Here is a 16,972-nt window from a genome sequence, read left to right on the forward strand (position 1 = left end):
GCTCCATGAGAACCATCACCCGGCAATGGCGCCGGACCTCCCTGGCAGCCGCCGCGACCCTGCTCGCCACGCTCCCCGTCCTGCCGTCGGCCACACCGGCTTCCGCCGGCACCGCCGGCAAGGCGTCGGTCTGGGTCACCAACCCGTCCACGAAGACGTACCTGTCCCAGCAGTCGCCTGTGACCTGGAAGACCGGACGGGCATCGTCTGGCTCGACCATCACGGTCGACACCACCCGCAAGTACCAGCCGATGACCGGCTTCGGGGCCTCGTTCACCGACTCCTCCGCCTGGCTGGTCGGCACCAAGCTCAGCGCCGCACAGCGGAACGCGCTGATGCGCGACCTGTTCAGCCGTCGCGACGGCATCGGCCTGAGCTTCCTGCGCCAGCCGATGGGCGCCACCGACTTCACCGTGAGCGGCAACTACTCCTACGACGACATGCCCGCCGGCGAGACGGACCCCACGCTGGCCAACTTCACGATCGACCACGACCGGTCGTACACCATCCCCCTGCTGAAGCAGGCCCGGCAGATCAACCCTCAGCTGACCCTCATGGCCACCCCGTGGAGCCCGCCGGGCTGGATGAAGACGAGCGACTCGATGAACGGCGGCCGGCTCAAGACGGACGCCTACCAGCCGCTCGCCGACTACTTCGCCAAGTTCCTGAAGGCGTACGCGGCGGCCGGCGTCCCGGTCCGCTACGTCACCCCGCAGAACGAGCCGCTGCACGAACCGTCGACCTACCCAGGCATGTACCTGCCCGCAGACGACGCCAAGACCTTCGTCACCGACCACCTCGCCCCGACGCTGCGCAAGCAGGGCCTGTCGACCGGCATCCTGGGCTACGACCACAACTGGGACGTCACCAGTTACCCCGAGTCCTTCTACGCCGACCCGGCAACCGCCCAGCAGGTCACCGGCACGGCCTGGCACTGCTACGCCGGGGACGAGGTGGCGCAGACCGTCGTCCACAACGACTATCCCAACAAGCCCGCCTTCCAGACCGAGTGCTCCGGCGGCAACTGGGAGGGCGACGAGAAGGGCGCCTTCGCCGGCGTCATGGACAACGTCATCAACGGCCCGCGGAACTGGGCCCAGAGCATCATCCGCTGGAACCTGGCCCTGGACTCCAGCGGCGGGCCCACGAACAACGGCTGCCAGGGTTGCCGCCCCGTGGTGACCGTCTCCCCGAACACCGACGGCAAGTGGACCTACACGCCGACGGCCGACTACTGGGGCCTCGCACACGCCAGCAAGTTCGTCCAGCCCGGCGCCCGCCGGGTCGCCTCCAGCACCCTGGGTAAGGGCAGCATCGAGGACGTCGCCTTCACCAACCCCGACGGCTCCACCGCGCTGGTCACCTACAACTCCGGCAGCACCGACCGCACCTTCACCGTTCGCTGGGGCGACCGCCACTTCACCTACACCCTGACCGCCGGAACAGCCGCCACCTTCACCTGGACCGGCACCCAGCACGGCAGCACCGCCCCGTCCGCCATCGGCTCCGTGGACATCCCCTTCCGTAACCCCGACGGCAGCCAGGCCCTGATCACCTACGACAGCAGCCTGCTCACCCAGCAGCCTCAGGTACGCATCGGCGACCAGTGGCTCGCCTACACCCTGCCCACCGGCGCATCGCTCACCCCGCCCACCGGTGAGGCGGCCCTCTCCCGCGACGGCTGGCAGGCAACGGCCTCCGCGAGCAGCTCGGACGACCCGCCCTCCAAGGCCATCGACAGCGACGCGTCCACCCGCTGGAGCTCGGGACACGGCATGCAGCCGGGCGACTGGTTCCAGCTCGACCTCGGCTCCACCCGGACTTTCGACCAGGTCGTCCTGGACACCAGCGCCTCGTCCGGCGACTTCGCCCGCCAGTACGAGGTGTACACCTCCGACGACGGCACCACCTGGGGCGAGCCCATCGCCACCGGCCCCGGCAGCACCGTGACCCGCATTCAGCTGCCCATCACCACCGCCCGCTACATCCGCGTGGTCAACACGGCCGGTTCCGGCAGCTGGTGGTCCATCCACGACGTCTCCGTGTTCGCTCCCGACGGCAAGACCACGTCGGCCACCGGCACGAGCGCCGGCCTCCAGCGCAAGAACGCGACCCTGCCCGATGGCACCCAGCTGCAGGTGACCTACAACTCCGGTACACGCGACGCCGTGTTCGACGTCCCTTGGGGCAGCAGGACCTACAGCTACCGACTGCCTGCCGGCGCAGCCGCGATCTTCACTTCACGGCCCGCCTGAATCGAAGGCTGAACGCCTGCCGGCGTAGGATCACCTGGCTGGGGTTGCCTCTGTGCTGTGACCTGCGGTGATGTCGTGACCGGAGGGGCGGCAGGATGGCGTAGAGCAGTGGCCAGGGGACACGCAGGGGACGCGAGGTTCGGGAACGGTAGTGCGGCTTGGTCGCGCTGTCCTCGGCGGTGGGCCTCGTCCCGTGGCCGGTCGGCCTCGTGCGGGTCTGCTGTGGCGGAGGCGAACAGGGGGCGCGTCAGGTCGCTGGTGAGATGCCCGGCGCGGGCGCGGGCGCGGGCGGGGGCCCGAGGGCTGGGCGTTCGGCGCTGCCTGGCGTGGGGGCGCTCGCCACCGCGCTGATCCTCCTGGCAGAGGCGGAGAGCGTCGGGCGGTTCGCCTCGGCGCGCGAGCGGGCCTCGAGGGCCGAGCTCGCCTCGACGGTGCGGATCTCGAACCGCAACGTATGTGTTCTCGCGTGGCTGGGCGGCTGCAGTTCAGGGGTGGCGTCGCCTCAGCGTCATGCGCGCTTCGGGACCCGTGCAGGTTCTTCGGGTCGTGTCAGTAGTGGTATCGAGCCTGGACGATGATCAGCTCATCGTCGGTCGGCTTGTGCACGAGTCGGTGCGTGTCGTCGATTCTCCGGGACCAGTAGCCCGACAGGTCACCCTTCAGGGGCTCCGGCTTGCCGATGCCCTTGAAGGGATCACGCATGGTGTCGTCGATCAGCTTGTTGATGCGCTTGACCATCTTGCGGTCGTTCTCGGCCCAGTAGGTGTAGTCCTCCCAGGCGTGGGTCGTGAACGAGATCTTCACGCACGCTCCGCATCGGGGTCGATCAGCTCGCGATGCTGTGCCTTGCCGGCCTCCGCCTCGGCGATGGAGTCGAGCAGGCGACGGGCGTTCTTGGGAGAGCGCAGGAGGTGCACTGTCTCGGTCCACGAACTGAAGTCCTCTTCGGACATGAGGACGGCGTTCCCCTTGATCGTGTCCACAAGGCAGCCCCCGGTCGGGCCCGACGCGCGTCAGGTCGGGATGGGGCACCGAGAGCATTGCTTGCGGCCCCTCATAGGGGGATAGCTGAGATCTTCGGGACTCCCCGCCTTCCGCGGTTGAATACCGGTGTGTCACCGAAAGTGCTGGGGTTCGGCGAGGACGATTTGAGGGCGCTGGCCGGGACTCGGTCCTTCGAGCGAGGACTGGGGTATCTGGACGCGGTGAGCGGGCTGGAGGTGGGGGAGGGCTCGGTCACCGCCGTGGTGCACGGTACGGATGTCTACGAGGTGGAGCTCACCCTCGGAGGCGACGAGGGGGTCTCGGGGTGGTGCGACTGCCCGTACGGCAGGAGGGCAACTTCTGCAAGCACTGTGTGGCGGTGGGGCTGACCGTGCTCCGGCGGGCGAGGGCGCTCCCGCGTCAGCGGGCCGCCGCACGGGCACGGGCCTCCGGCCTGGAGGCGTGGCTCACGGCGCTGTCCCGGGACGAACTCCTGGGGCTGGTGCGGGAGCAGATCGCCGAGGACCGCGGGCTGCGACGGCGCCTGGAGCTGCGGGCCGCCGCTGCTCGTTCCGACCTCGGTACCGTCCGGGAACGGATCCTGGCGCTGATCGATCCGCGGCCTTTTGCCCAGTACGGGTACGTCGAGTACGCGGATGCCGCGGGGTATGGGCGACAGGTGGCAGAGGCGGCGGCCGCGCTGGGCGCCCTGACTGCCGGCGGACAGGCGGCGCAGGCGGTCGGTCTGGCCGAGGAGGCGATCCGGGTGCTGGGGGAGGTGTACGAGGAGATCGACGACTCCGACGGGGTGGTCGGGCAGGCCGCTGACACGGTGGTCGAGGCCCATCGGGAGGCGTGCGGAGTAGCGCGCCCCGATCCGGGGCGGCTGGCCGAGTGGCTGGTCGGGCAGGTCCTCGGCGACGGTAGCGGGGTGGCGGACCCGGACCCGCTCGACTACGCCGAGGTGCTGGGACCGAGCGGGCTTGCCCGCCTGCGGCAGCTGGCGGCCGAGGCACGGCGGCGCAGGCCGTCCGGGTGGGCGGAGCGGTATCTGATGGAGCGTCTGGTCAAGGCGGAGGGCGACGTCGATACGCTGGTCGCCCTGTACGCGCAGGATCTCGACCCGTCAGGTGCCACGCATCTGCGCATCGCCGAGGAACTCGAATCGGCGGGCCGCGCGGACGAGGCGCTCACGTGGGCGGAGCGCGGAATTCGGGACTGTGCCGCCGAGATGTACATCGATGGCCGCTTGGTCGACTACGTGTGTGCCCGCTATGCGAAGGTGGGGCGGTCGGCGGACGTGGTCGGAGTGCGCCGGGACCGGTTCCATGCCGAGCGGTCTCTGGCCGCCTACCAGCAGCTGCGCTCTGCCGCCCAGGTGGCGCAGTGCTGGGAGACCGAGCGTGTGGCCGCGCTGGCCGTCCTGAGGGAGGACGCCCGCCGTGAGCGCGGCGGCCGGCAGGGCGGGCCCGTGCTGATCGACGCGCTGCTCGACGACGGCGACCTGGACGCCGCCTGGCTCGAGGCGGCCGACCGCGCGGACGACCGGCAGTGGGAGCGACTCGCCGACCTGTCGCGCGAGATACGTCCGGCCGAGGCGCTCGGCGTGTACCTGCGGCTGGTCGAGCGGTCGAAGGAGCCGACCGGGGACCGTGCCTACGAGCACCTGGCCGGGTTGCTCCTGGCGGCCCGTGACTGCCATCGCGCGCTGGGGACCGAGGACGCGTTCACCGCGTATCTCGCCGGCCTGCGGGCGGAACTCAAACGCCGACGCAAGCTGATGAGCATCCTCGACCGGCACGGGCTGTGAAAGGGCTCCGCTCGCGTCGATCAGCCAGTCGGTCGGGTAGAGGTTGGCACCCTTGATCATCGACTTGTAGGCGTACGGGCCCATCGGGTCCGTGCCGGCGCTCTCCAGGACATGCGTGCGCTGGGTGCCGTTCGCCCCGGAGTGCCGCTCTGCCCGGCGCTGTAGTACAGGTACCAGTGGCCGTCGGAGAAGTGGATCTCCGGGGCCCAGATGTTGGAGTTGCGGGTAGGGGTGGTGTCCGACCAGATCTGTACGTTGGGGGCGGTGGCGAGGCCGGCGAGGGTGGGCGACTTGCGCATGCCCAGGACGCCGGTGAACGTCGTCGTGACGAGGTTGCCGTCGTAGTACTCCAGCCACGGATCCGCACCCTTGAAGGACTTCAGAGGGTTCGTGTACGGGCGGCCGTCAACCGCGGACGCGGGTCCCTGCGCACAGACCAGTGCCGTGAGCAAGGCCACGGCACCGGCCAACCACGGCCCGATGGCGAAGGATCACGGTACTTCCTTTCCAGGTGCTCGCTGTATCGAATGTCGTGCGACCGACGGGGGGCGGGCCCGTGAGCAGACGCCGACGGCCACCTCCGTCAGCATGCGGAGGCAGAGGAAAGGGACGCCGGCGCTCTCCTGGAGGCGCCGGCGTCCCTGTCGGTGTCGGGTCAGTCCGTCACGCGGAAGGTGGCGTCGGCGCGTCCTGTCGCGGTGGTGATCGGGTCGAGCTCCAGGTAGTAGGCGTAGTGGCGGATGTACCGGTCCGGGTGGTTGTAGGACTGGAAGGAGGACCAGGTGGGGTCGGCGAGTCCGGCGACCTGGTTGAAGGTGGCGTCGGCGGCGAACTGGGCCGTGCCGTCGTTGCGGACCAGCTGGAAGTCGTTGTTGACGTGCCGCAGGAAGTAGCCGCGGTAGTTCACCGACTCGAAGGAGACGGTTCCGGATCCGACCAGGCCGGGCCGCAGCCGGAACTGGGCGTCCGGGCCGGTGATGTTCTGGTCGATGCGCACGTCGAAGTTGGCGTGCCGCACGTACCGGTCCTGGAAGTTGAACGACTGGAGCCGCTTGGCCGGGATGTCGCTCCAGCGTGCGAGGACGCGGGTCTCCTCGGCGGCCGTGAGGTTCAGGATCGAGCCGTGACGCTTCTTGCTGACGCCCATGTCGTAGCTGCCCGCCGTCGGCAGCTGGTAGGTGCCGGGGACGGAGGGGTTGGTCGAGGTGACCGGCATGTAACCGCGTCCGGAGGAGTACTGGTCGAGGTAGAGCGCCCACTCGTTGCGGTCGCGGAACTTCATCCACATCGGGCCCTCGACCTGTGCGCCGGTCAGGCCGATGCCGGAGAGGTTGCCGAGGTTGGTCCACGTTCCGAGGATCGAGTTGCTGCCTTCGAGGGTGATCTGTCCGTCGCCGGAGGCCCGCACGTAGCGGTAGTTGCCCACTCCGGAGGGCATCTCGACGATCTGGGTGTCGATGATCTCCTGGGTGCCGGGGCGGTCGATGTAGATCTGCGGGGTGGTGATCGTGCGGAAGTCGCTGGTGCGGGCGTAGTAGATGCGGTGCTTCGCCTTGCCGTTGAGGGGCACGTTCGTCGCCCAGTACAGGACGTAGTCGTTGGTCTCGGGGTCCCAGATCGCCTCGGGCGCCCAGGCGTTGCGTGCGTCGGGGATCGCGCCGGCGACGTTGAGCAGCCACGGCTCCGACCAGTTGATCAGGTCCGTCGACTCCCACACCACGAGGCTGCGGCTGCCGTTGAACACGGCGGCCTCCCAGTTCTGCCCGCAGCTGATGCACAGGTCGGTCGCGATGATCCAGTACTTGCTGCCGTCGGGGGACCGCACCAGTGCGGGGTCGCGTACCCCCTTCGTGCCGACCGTGGAGCGAAGGGCTATTCCGCCGCCGTTGAGCTCGGACCAGTTCAGGCCGTCCGTGCTGTACGAGAAGTAGATCTGCTGGCCGTTCGAGCCCTCCCCGATGAAGTGCGTCATCAGGTAGCCGGGGTCGGCGGCGGCCGCCCGCTCGGGTGCGGCCAGAGATTGGGAGGTGAAGAGCAGGCAGGCGGCGACCAGTATCGCCGCCAGCCGGGTGAGAACCCTTGGCATGTGCGTTTCCTGTCTTTCTGCGGGTGCCGGGACGGGGGTGAAAGACATCCTTGTTTCGCGCCGCGGAGCGGGAGGGAGGCGAGCCAAAAGGGTCCGGAGCATGCGTGGTTCGAAATGCCGGACGTTGTTCGTGGATTCGGCCGAAAAGTTAGAGTCGGGTAAGAGCGGTGTCAAGAGGGAGAAGCCAAGAGAAGCAGCGTTGTCCCCCTCTGTCCGGGGTGGGATCGTCAGCAGGGGCCGTACGCACAGGAGACGCACCGGCGCGTCGCGCATAACGGAAAACAAGGAACCGAGGAAGGTCTGGGGCGGCACCTGAGAAGCGACCCACGCACATCCTCCGGATTCGCTCCTGGCACACTGTCGCCCTCGATGCAGCGGCAGGGCGACGGGACAGGTGGGGCGGGGTGCGCTCGCAGGACACGCAGGAACGGCCGGACGTCGCCGTCGTCATGGCGGCGCGGGCCGGGGACCGGCAGGCCTCGGAACAGCTGATACGGGACTGTCTGCCGTTGGTCTACAACATCGTCGGGCGGGCGCTGGACGGGCACAGCGACGTCGACGACGTGGTCCAGGAGACGATGATGCGGGTCCTGGACGGGTTGCCCGGACTGGAGCGACCGGATCGGTTCCGGTCCTGGCTCGTCGCCATCACCGTGCGGCAGGTCCGTGACCGGTGGCGCAGAGGGCGCACCTGGCTCACCACGGAACCCCTGGAGGAGAACGTCCACGAAGCAGCTCCGCAGGCCGACTTCGCGGACCTGGCGATTCTTCGTCTCGCGCTGTCGGGTCAGCGCCGTGAAGCGGTGGAGGCGACCCGCTGGCTGGAGGACGAGGAACGCGAGGTGCTCGCGCTGTGGTGGATGGAGAGCGCCGGTGAACTGACCCGCGGCGAGCTCTCGGCGGCCTGCGGTCTCACACCGCAGCACGCCGCGGTCCGGATCCAGCGGGTCAAGGAGCGGCTGGAGACGGCGCGCACCGTCGTACGAGTTGTGACGGCCTCGCCGCACTGCCCGGACCTGGCCGCCGTGCTCGCCTCGTGGGACGGGCGGCCGTCCGGGCTGTGGCGCAAGCGGCTGGCACGCCATGTCCGCGATTGTCCGCAGTGCCTGTCGAGTTCGTCCGATCTGATACCGGCGGAGGGGCTGCTGGCCGACCTCGCGCTGGTGCCGGTGCCGGTCGGCCTGGCCGGCCTGGTACTGGCCAGGGCGCTGGGGGCGGACTCGGCCGGGGCGACCGCCGGCGCGGGCACGCGCACGGCGAGCAGTGCAGGCCGTACGGCGCGGACGATCGGCAGGCTGGCCGCCAAGCCCGCGGCGACGGTAGCCGCAGGTGCCGTCACGCTCGCGGCTGCCGGAGTGGCCTGGTACACCGCCACGGGATCGCACGAGCCGGCCCCGCGGCCCGCCGTCGCGGCCCCGCCGTCGCACGCCACCTCGCCCGTGCCGCCGTCCCCGAGAACGTCCGCCTCGCGGACACCGACGCCGGCGCCGACGCCGACACCGACAGCAGCCCCGACGACGAAGGCTGAGGCGCGGTTGTCGGGGCTGCACGCCCTGCGGTCAGTCGACAACCCCGGCGCCTACGTGAGTCACTCCGGCCGACTCGGCATCCTGAACCCGGTCGGCACCACCAGCTCCGCGGCCACCCGGCAGGCGGCCACCTTCACCTTCGTTCCCGGCCTGGCCGACCCCCGCTGCTACTCACTCAGGGACGCCACGGGCAGGTATCTGCGGCACTACGCCTTCCGCATCCCGCTGGACACCGACGACGGATCCGTCATCTTCCAGAAGGACGCCACCTTCTGCCCCCGTCCCGGTTCCACGGCCGGTTCGGTCTCCCTGGAGTCGTACAACTTCCCCGGCCGCTACCTCCGCCACCGGGACAACCTTCAGCTGTGGCTAGACCCTGCCGAGAACACGGCCGCGTACCGGGCAAGCCGCTCCTTCGTCCTCGTGGCGCCCTGGACCTGACACTGAACGGCCTTGCTCTGAAGCTCACGTGACGTCCAGTCGGTTCAATGAGGACGCGCCAGGTGTCCTCTCGCCCCACCACTCGCTACGCGAGGAGAAACCTTCTGGCCAGCGGCTTAGCTGGCAGGTGGGCGGGGCGGACTGAGCGACGCTGACGACGTGTCTCGATAGGCATCTTCATGATCGACAGGACGGGTTCGGGACGCAGATTCCGGTCAAGTCGGATGTGGGGTTCATGGGTGATTCCCAGGGGATGCGGTGCCCCGTTGAGGCGCCCCTATGTTGGCGATGTATCTTGGATGCATACATCGTGGATGTTGGAGGTGCCCGGTGTCCGTCACTCAGATTGATCTCGACGATGAGGCGCTGGCCGAGGCCATGCGGCTCATGGGTGCCACGACGAAGAAGGAGACCGTCAACGCGGCTCTGCGGGACTATGTGGCGCGGATCAAGCGGCTTGAGGCCGCGGAGAAGCTGGCCGCGCGAGGTGAGCGCGGCGAGTTCGAGCAGGCCGCAGCGGCGCATGAAGCCGAGAAGCGTGCGCGACGCGAGGCCTTCGGGTGATCACGTATCTGGTGGACGCCTCGGCTCTGTGGCACCTGTTCCGCACCCCGGGCGCGCTGCGCCCCTGGGAGGGACACATCGCCGCCGGGGTGTTCCACCTCTGCGAGCCGACACGTGCCGAATTCCTCTACTCGGCGACCAGCCCGTCTCACCGAGATGAGCTGGCCGAGGAACTGGACGCGCTCTGTCTGCTCTCCCCGGTTCCGAAGAACGCCTGGCGGTGGGTCGACACCGCCCAGTACAAACTGACCCAGAGGGGCCAGCATCGGGCGGCGGGAGCGATCGACCTGTTGGTGTGTGCGACAGCTGTACACCATGGGCACACCGTCCTCCACGTGGACAATGACTTCGCGACGGTGGCCGGAGTCCTCAAGGAAGTCCAGCAGCGAGACGCACGAGCTTGATCTCCGGAGGCAGGATCACGTCTGTCGGCCTCTGACCTCGGTGATCGATGTCTCCGGGCGCACCGGCCGTCCTTCCCGGAACGGGTTCGAATGTACGCACCACCGCACGCCGCGGGACTCCTCGTGGCTCGGGGGATCGCTTGGGCCAAGGCGGTTGCCACCGGGTTGGCCGAACTGGCGTGCCGGCGGCATGCTGGTGAGTCCGGCAGATCGGGGGTCGACGTTGACCGGCCACTCGATGCGACCGCGCCCGCTGGTTCGCGCCGAGGAGTATGAGCAGCCCTGGCCACACTCCCTGGCGCTGCCAGCGGCGATTTTGGCTGCTTGTACAGGAGGATGGCGTCGATCGGAGGCTCACTGAGGCGGGAGATGGCGCGGATGCCGGCGATGCCGTCGCTGTCGCCGGAACCGTGGCTCTTGCCGAGGTCGGTCACGGGAATTGACCTGCCGCGGCGGGTGAAGGGGCGGAACGCACGGCTGCGGGACCGGCCCTCCTCGTTGCAGTGGTCGCTCTGCAGGCGGCGTGACGTGCGGTCGAGGAGCTCGCCGAGGGCGCCGACGACGGTGGGTTTTGGGCCGTAGCGGGTCAGGAGCGGCAAGGTGCCCTGGTGGTGCTTCGTATGACGAGGTGTGGTGTGACGACGACTTCTCGTTCGTCGTCCGTCGCCCCACCCTCCAGCCGGGCGACGGCCCGGCTCACGGCCCGGCGCGCCAGCTCGCGGGCTTCTTGCCCGACCGTGGTGAGTTGGACGTGGGCGAGGCGGGCGAGGTGGCTGTCGTCGAAGCCGACGACCGAGATCTCGTCGGGCACAGGGATACGGGCGCGCAGGAAGGTGTCGAGGACGCCGATCGCGCAGTGGTCGTTGAAGGCGAGGACGGCGGTGGGGCGGGTGGCCTCGGCGAGAAGCGTTCGTGCGGCTGCGGCGCCGTGGTCCTCGGTCAGCCCGCCCGGCACGAGGCGGACGCGGTCGGTGAGGCCGTGGTGCTTCATGGCCGACTTGTAGCCGCGGCGCCGGTCCGCCGCGCCCGGCGCCCTGCCCCCGTCGATGTGGACGATGTCGCGATGGCCCAGTGCCACGAGGTGGTCGACCGCCTGTCGGGCGCCCTCGTCGTCGGCCGCGCGGACGACGTCGACGCCGTCGGCGAGCGGACGCAGCCGGCGGGCCACGGAGACGACGGGCAGCTGTGCCGCGAATTCTGCCAGCCGGGCCGCCGGGGCATGGGGGCTGAGCAGGATCAACGCCTCACAGCGGTCGGCGAGCAGCGTCTCCACCGCCTCCTGTTCGCTGCGGTTCGCGGCGACAGCGCTGAGCGCGATCTGATAGCCGGCCGTCCCCGCCGCGGCGTAGAGCGCCTCAACCATGTCGGCGTGGAAGGGCTGTCGCAGGTCGAACTGCACTCCCACCAGGTGCGAGCGGCTGCTGCGCAGGAGGCGTGCCCTGCTGTCCGGCCGGTAGCCGATCTCCTGCGCGGCCCGTAGTACCCGCTCACGACTTGCCGCGCTCGGCCCCTTGGCACCGCGCATGACCATGGAAGCAAGCGGCACGGAGACACCTGCCCGCGCCGCGAGGTCGCTGAGCGTCGGCCGCTTTCCGTCCGGGACGGCAGATCGCGATGGCACCGTCGGCCTTCCTGGTCCAGGGGCTTCTCCGAGGTGATCGTAGACCGAGCCAAGCAGGACACGCACTGGTCAACGTTGCTACAACGTTATAAATCAAATGTCCGCACAAACCCTTGACAGGCTTCCCGGTGCCTGGCGTACTGCTCCTGTTCTCTTAGAACGTTATAACTCTGGAGCTGCGATGTACACGTTGGCGGTCTGTGCCGAGATGGTCTTCCGGGACCTGCCGATCGAGGAGAGGGCCCGGCGCATCCACGAGGCCGGCTTCCAGGTGGAGATCTGGGACTGGACCCGGCACGACCTGAACGCACTGGCCCAGACCCCCGCCGAGTTCTCCTCGATGACCGGCTACATCCGCGGCACCCTGACCGACCCGGACGGCGCAGTCGAGTTCCTGCGCACAGCCGAGGAGTCGATCAAGGCCGCCGAGCATCTCGGCTGCCCCCGGCTCAACCTGCACGGCACCGGCCTGGATAGCGAGGGCCTGCCCGTGGTGCCGGTGACCGGCGACGCCACCGGCCAGATGTGGATCACTGCCCACCGCACGCTCACCCGCCTGGCCGAACTGGGCGAAAGCGCGGGCGTCACCTTCACTCTGGAGAACCTCAACACCGCCGTCGACCACCCCGGTGTCCCGTTCGCCACGGCCGCCGATGTCTTCTCCCTGGTCGCGGCAGTCGATCGGCCCGGTCTGCGGATGAATCTGGACCTGTACCACGCCCAGATCGGCGAGGGAAACCTCATCGAGCTGATCCGCCGCGCGCACAGCGCCGGCCTGATCGGAGAGATCCAGGTCGCCGACGTGCCCGGCCGCCGCGAACCCGGCACCGGAGAGATCAACTATCCGGCCGTCGCCCGCGCCCTTACCGACCTCGGTTACGACGGCGCGGTCGCCTTGGAGGCATGGCCCTCCGGTGACAGTCACACCGCCATGGAGCGGTTCCGCGCCGCGTTCACCGTCTGATCCCCATCCCGAGCCGCAGAGCCGGCCACCCAACAGCTCCCCGCCCGACCCGCGACGGGATGTGTCGCGTCCCGCCGCTGGATCACCCCTTCCCGCAAGTCAGCACAGTGAGGTGCCGAAATGAACCGCTCGCTTTCCTCCCGCTCCCGCAGATTCACCGTCCTGGTGGCCATGACCGCCGGCACAGTCCTGGCACTCGCCGGCTGCTCCAGCAGCTCGGGCGGCAAGAAGTCGGAGGAGAGCGCAGCTGGTGACTCCGTCGGCAAGGCCACCACGCCCCGCATGACCATCGCGATGATCACCCACGCCGTCCCCGGCGACACGTTCTGGGACACCATCCGCAAGGGCGCCCAGGCCGCGGCTGCGAAGGACAACATCAAGCTGGTCTACTCCTCCGACCCGAACGGGGGCAACCAGGCCAACCTGGTGCAGAACGCGATCGACCAGAAGGTCGACGGCATCGCCGTCACCCTCGCCAAGCCCGGCGCGATGAAGGACACGGTGGCCAAGGCAGTGCGTGCCGGTATACCCGTGGTCGGCTTCAACTCCGGTGTGGACGACTGGAAGAAGCAGGGCCTGCTCGAGTACTTCGGCCAGGACGAGACCGTCGCGGGCGAGGCGATCGGGAAGAAGCTGAGTGCCCTCGGTGCCAAGAAGGTCGCCTGTGTCATTCAGGAACAGGGCCAGGTCGCCCTCGAAGCACGCTGCGCGGGCGTCAAGAAGGGCTTCTCGGGCACGACGGAAAACCTGTTCGTCAACGGCGCCGACATGCCGTCCGTGAAGTCGACCATCACCGCCAAGCTCAAGCAGGACCCCTCCATCGACTACGTCGTCACCCTCGCCGCCCCGGTCGCGCTGACCGCCACACAGGCGGTGTCCGACGGCGGCAGCAAGGCCAAGGTCGCCACCTTCGACCTCAACAAGGAACTCGTGAAGGCGATCCAGGACGGCAGCATCCAGTTCGCCGTCGACCAGCAGCCCTACCTGCAGGGCTACCTGGCGGTCGACTCCCTCTGGCTCTACAAGAACAACGGCAACTACAGCGGCGGCGGCGTCGCGCCCGTGCTGACCGGCCCGGCCTTCGTCGACAAGTCCAACGTCGCCGCCGTCGCCGCGTTCGCCGCCAAGGGAACACGCTGACGCGTACACCCCAGGTCACGGCCGGACCCGCGGGGATCCGGCCGGCCCACTGCTGACCGTCACCGCCGCCCCCCCACCCCCCCACCCCAGGCAAGGAACCACATGACCCACCACACCTCCCTTGGAGTCGCCGTCATCGGTGCCGGCCGCATGGGCGCCGACCACGTACGCCGGATCAGCGAGGTGACCAGCGGCGCCCATGTGGCCGCCGTCGTCGACGTCGACCTCGATCGCGCCAAGACGGTCGCCGCCGACGTCGACGGATGCGCGGCCTACGGCGACGTCGCCGAAGCGATGGCCTCCCCCGACGTCGACGCGGTGCTGCTCGCCTCCCCGGGCATCGCCCACGAGGCGGCCCTGCTCGCCGCGTTCGCGCACGACCTGCCCGTCCTGTGCGAGAAGCCCCTCACCCCCGACGCCGCCTCCGCCCTGCGTGTACTGGAGGCCGAGCAACGCCTCGGGCACCGCCGGGTGCAGGTGGGCTTCATGCGCCGCTACGACCACGAGTACCTCAAACTCAAAGCGCTGCTGGACAGCGGGGAACTGGGCCGGCCGCTGATGCTGCACAACCGGCACCGCAACCCGTCCTGCCCGCCGGACTTCACCAGCGCCATGCTCATCAACGACTCCGTCACCCACGAGATGGACATCACCCGCTGGCTGCTCGGCCAGGAGATCACCTCCGTCACCGTCATGCGGCCGCGGCCCTCCGGCAACGCGCCCGAAGGACTGGCCGATCCCCAGTTCGTCGTCTTCGAAACCGACGGCGGCGCCCTGGTCGACGTCGAGATCTACGTCAACGCCCGCTACGGCTACCAGGTCCAGGCCGAGGCGGTGTGCGAGCACGGCACCGCCCGCATCGGCGACCGGCACGACATGCTCGTCACCACCGGTGGACGCTGGGGCGGCACGGTCACCCCCGGCTTCGTCGAGCGATTCGAGGAAGCGTACGACCGCGAGGTCCAGGCATGGGTCGACGCCACCCGACGCGGCGAGGTCACCGGCCCCAGCGCCTGGGACGGCTACGCCGTGGCCGCGGTCTGCGAGGCGGGCATCCGCGCCCAGACCGAGGGCCGCCGCGTCGAGGTGGAACTCGCCGACCGCCCAGCCCTCTACATCTGACCCCCACCGCCGGCACACCGAACCAGCGGGGAACGACCGCTCCCCGCCCGACCACACCGCAGACGGGACGCATCATGAAGATCGGTCTGAACACCGACAGCGTCGGGCAGCTCACGCTCGACGAGACCCTGGACCTGGCCGCCGAACTCGGCCTGGACCACGTGGAGTTCGCCACCGGCGCTTGGTCCACGGCCCCGCACATCGACATCGACCGGCTTCTCGACAGCGACGGCGCGCGCCGCGAACTGCTGGCCAAGGTCGCCGACCGAGGACTCACGATCAGCGCCCTCACCTGCTCAGGCAACCCCCTGCACCCCGGGCCCAGCGGCCGCGAGCACGACCTGGTCGCGCGCAGGACGATCGCTCTCGCCCCGCTCCTCGGCGTCGACCGCGTGGTGATGATGTCCGGGCTGCCGGGCGGGCCGGGCGACGCCAACCCCAACTGGATCACGGTCTCCTGGCCGCCGGAGACCACACAGATCCTCGACTGGCAATGGTCCGAGGTCGTACTCCCGTACTGGCGAGACCTCGTCGCCCACTCCCGCGACCGGGGCGTACCCAAGCTCGCTCTGGAGATGCACGCCCACCAGGCGGTCTACAACGTCCCCACCCTCCTGCGCCTGCGCGAGGAGGTAGGGCCCGTGGTCGGGGCCAACTTCGACCCCAGTCACCTGATGTGGATGGGGGCCGACCCGCTGGCCGCCATCGAGACCCTGGGCGAGGCGATCTACCACGTGCACGCCAAGGACACCCGGCTGGAACCCACCCGCCAGGCCCTGACCAGCAGGCTGGAGACGCTGCCCGTCATGGCCGCCAAGGAACGCTCCTGGAACTACGTCACCCTCGGCTATGGCCACGACGACGCGTTCTGGCGCGCTTTCTGCCTCGCCCTGCGCCGAGCCGGCTACGACGACGTCCTGAGCATCGAGCACGAGGACGTTCTTGTGGCCCCCGTCGAGGGCGTCACCAAGACCGTCGACCTCCTGCGCCGCGTCATCCTGCGCGACCCCAGCTCCTACAAGCCCCAGGAGATCTGAGAGGGCGGTATGTGGGCTGGTAGGTGATTTATCGTCACCTGATTGTGTGGGGCTGTGGCAGACCAGCCGGTCGGAGGGTTCGGGCATGCTGGGCTGAACACCGTGAGCGAGCGCAAGCCCTACAAGACCGACCTGTCCGGCACAGTGCTGTCCGGTGATCTTCGAGTACGCGGCTCTGTCGGGGTCGGCGGTGGGGACGGCGGCCCACTCGAGTGCGCCACGATCCGAGCTGGGAGTCGGGGATTCGGCCCGTGAGCCGGGCGCAAGTGCACGGAACGAGGGCCGCTCGTCAGTGGGGCGTCGCCGCGGTGCCTCCGCCGGCGTGAGGTCGGCGAGTGACTTGGTGCCCGTCCGTGCGACCGCTCAGGCTCTACTGTCTGAGGTCGATCATGCGGACTGGCTCTCCTGTCGTGCGGGCGATGGTTTCGAAGTCGCGGTCGAAGTGGAGCAGGGTAAGTCCCGCTTCTTCCGCGGCGGCGGCCACCAGGAGATCGATGGGGCCTGCGCTGCGGTGCTCTCCCTTGGCGGTCAGTTGCTCCTGGACGGTGCGGGAGCGGCGGTAGAGCGTTTATATACCGGCCAGGCCCGAGCAGCGGCGCCGTTCTGCGCCCCGCGCACGCAACGGGCCGAGCGGGCACTCCTGGCGTTGCCCGGCGGCGTTGTGCTCCTAGGTGACGGCTCGGTGCCCATGCCCGGCCGTGACCGACCCATCACCGTCGCCGTCCACTCACCCCGCACCTACGCGTGCCGAGCCAGGCTTGCGGGTGGAAGCCTGCAAGGACTGAGCGGGTTGCGACCGCACCGGTGGGCGGCCGAGGAGATCCGGATACAGGGCGTCCTTGAAGGTCGGCTCGCCTGGACCCTGGCCTTCGCAACGTCCTGGCCAAGCACGCTGGTCATTGTGGCTCCGTCCTCAGTTCCGGGACCGAGCCTCGGCGCGTTGGAAGGAAAAATCCGCTGTGGGCGGGTTCGAAACTCCTCTCCGAGCTTGACGCGGGTGATGCGGCCGCCTCGC

At 69.3% G+C, this 16,972-nt stretch carries 13 protein-coding genes and 2 pseudogenes; 9 read left to right on the plus strand and 6 right to left on the minus strand.

Going from position 1 to position 16,972, the window contains the following annotated elements:
* The first annotated feature begins 5 nt into the window (after positions 1-5).
* A complete protein-coding gene (locus tag AC07F0_RS16115) occupies positions 6-2,255 on the plus strand; it encodes a discoidin domain-containing protein (protein WP_478979258.1) in 2,250 nt (749 codons plus the stop codon).
* A gap of 549 nt (positions 2,256-2,804) precedes the next feature.
* On the opposite strand, the gene AC07F0_RS16120 is transcribed toward AC07F0_RS16115, so the two are convergent.
* Complete coding sequence (locus AC07F0_RS16120) at positions 2,805-3,059, minus strand: Txe/YoeB family addiction module toxin (RefSeq protein WP_478979261.1); 255 nt, start codon at positions 3,057-3,059, stop codon at positions 2,805-2,807.
* Positions 3,056-3,226 (minus strand): annotated as a pseudogene (locus AC07F0_RS16125) (type II toxin-antitoxin system Phd/YefM family antitoxin); the annotation flags it as partial. The gene AC07F0_RS16120 and the pseudogene AC07F0_RS16125, both read right to left, overlap by 4 nt.
* Positions 3,227-3,564: 338 nt before the next feature.
* Between AC07F0_RS16125 and AC07F0_RS16130 the strand changes: the two are divergent.
* Positions 3,565-5,049 carry a DUF6880 family protein gene (locus AC07F0_RS16130; protein WP_478979264.1) on the plus strand — a complete coding sequence of 495 codons (1,485 nt, stop codon included), beginning with the start codon at positions 3,565-3,567 and terminating at the stop codon, positions 5,047-5,049.
* A 56-nt stretch (positions 5,050-5,105) separates the two neighbouring features.
* Here AC07F0_RS16130 and AC07F0_RS16135 read toward each other — a convergent pair whose 3' ends face one another.
* The gene (locus AC07F0_RS16135) at positions 5,106-5,507 is read right to left on the minus strand and encodes a family 43 glycosylhydrolase (RefSeq protein WP_478979267.1); all 402 of its coding nucleotides are present in this window, start codon (positions 5,505-5,507) and stop codon (positions 5,106-5,108) included.
* Between the two features lie 197 nt (positions 5,508-5,704).
* Positions 5,705-7,135 (minus strand): glycoside hydrolase family 43 protein, encoded by a 1,431-nt coding sequence (locus tag AC07F0_RS16140; RefSeq protein ID WP_478979270.1) that lies wholly within the window; start codon positions 7,133-7,135, stop codon positions 5,705-5,707.
* A 404-nt stretch (positions 7,136-7,539) separates the two neighbouring features.
* Here AC07F0_RS16140 and AC07F0_RS16145 point away from each other — a divergent pair, with 404 nt between their 5' ends.
* The 3 genes from AC07F0_RS16145 to AC07F0_RS16155 all read left to right on the plus strand — a co-directional run bounded on the left by AC07F0_RS16145 (position 7,540) and on the right by AC07F0_RS16155 (position 10,073).
* On the plus strand, positions 7,540-9,105 hold the full coding sequence (locus AC07F0_RS16145; RefSeq protein WP_478979273.1) for a sigma-70 family RNA polymerase sigma factor: 1,566 nt from the start codon (positions 7,540-7,542) through the stop codon (positions 9,103-9,105).
* Positions 9,106-9,435: 330 nt separating this feature from the next.
* Positions 9,436-9,669, plus strand: a complete 234-nt coding sequence (locus AC07F0_RS16150) for a type II toxin-antitoxin system VapB family antitoxin (protein WP_478979276.1) — start codon at positions 9,436-9,438, stop codon at positions 9,667-9,669.
* Positions 9,666-10,073, plus strand: coding sequence for a PIN domain-containing protein (locus tag AC07F0_RS16155; RefSeq protein WP_478979279.1), 408 nt, complete (start codon positions 9,666-9,668; stop codon positions 10,071-10,073). Before AC07F0_RS16150 ends, AC07F0_RS16155 begins: the two co-directional genes overlap by 4 nt.
* A 586-nt stretch (positions 10,074-10,659) precedes the next feature.
* Here AC07F0_RS16155 and AC07F0_RS16160 read toward each other — a convergent pair.
* Positions 10,660-11,694, minus strand: coding sequence for a LacI family DNA-binding transcriptional regulator (locus tag AC07F0_RS16160; protein WP_478979282.1), 1,035 nt, complete (start codon positions 11,692-11,694; stop codon positions 10,660-10,662).
* Positions 11,695-11,875: 181 nt separating this feature from the next.
* Here AC07F0_RS16160 and AC07F0_RS16165 point away from each other — a divergent pair, with 181 nt between their 5' ends.
* The 4 genes from AC07F0_RS16165 (at position 11,876) to AC07F0_RS16180 (ending at position 15,957) form a co-directional block, all read left to right on the plus strand.
* The gene (locus tag AC07F0_RS16165) at positions 11,876-12,658 is read left to right on the plus strand and encodes a TIM barrel protein (protein ID WP_478979285.1); all 783 of its coding nucleotides are present in this window, start codon (positions 11,876-11,878) and stop codon (positions 12,656-12,658) included.
* A gap of 120 nt (positions 12,659-12,778) precedes the next feature.
* A complete protein-coding gene (locus tag AC07F0_RS16170) occupies positions 12,779-13,798 on the plus strand; it encodes a sugar ABC transporter substrate-binding protein (protein WP_478979288.1) in 1,020 nt (339 codons plus the stop codon).
* 102 nt (positions 13,799-13,900) lie between these two features.
* Positions 13,901-14,920, plus strand: a complete 1,020-nt coding sequence (locus AC07F0_RS16175) for a Gfo/Idh/MocA family protein (RefSeq protein ID WP_478979291.1) — start codon at positions 13,901-13,903, stop codon at positions 14,918-14,920.
* 74 nt (positions 14,921-14,994) lie between these two features.
* A complete protein-coding gene (locus AC07F0_RS16180; RefSeq protein ID WP_478979293.1) occupies positions 14,995-15,957 on the plus strand; it encodes a sugar phosphate isomerase/epimerase family protein in 963 nt (320 codons plus the stop codon).
* 370 nt (positions 15,958-16,327) lie between these two features.
* Here the strand turns inward: AC07F0_RS16180 and AC07F0_RS16185 are convergent.
* Positions 16,328-16,522, minus strand: a pseudogene (locus tag AC07F0_RS16185) (PIN domain-containing protein); the annotation flags it as partial.
* Positions 16,523-16,972: the final 450 nt, after the last annotated feature.

The organism is Streptomyces sp. NPDC045955 (assembly GCF_056430805.1).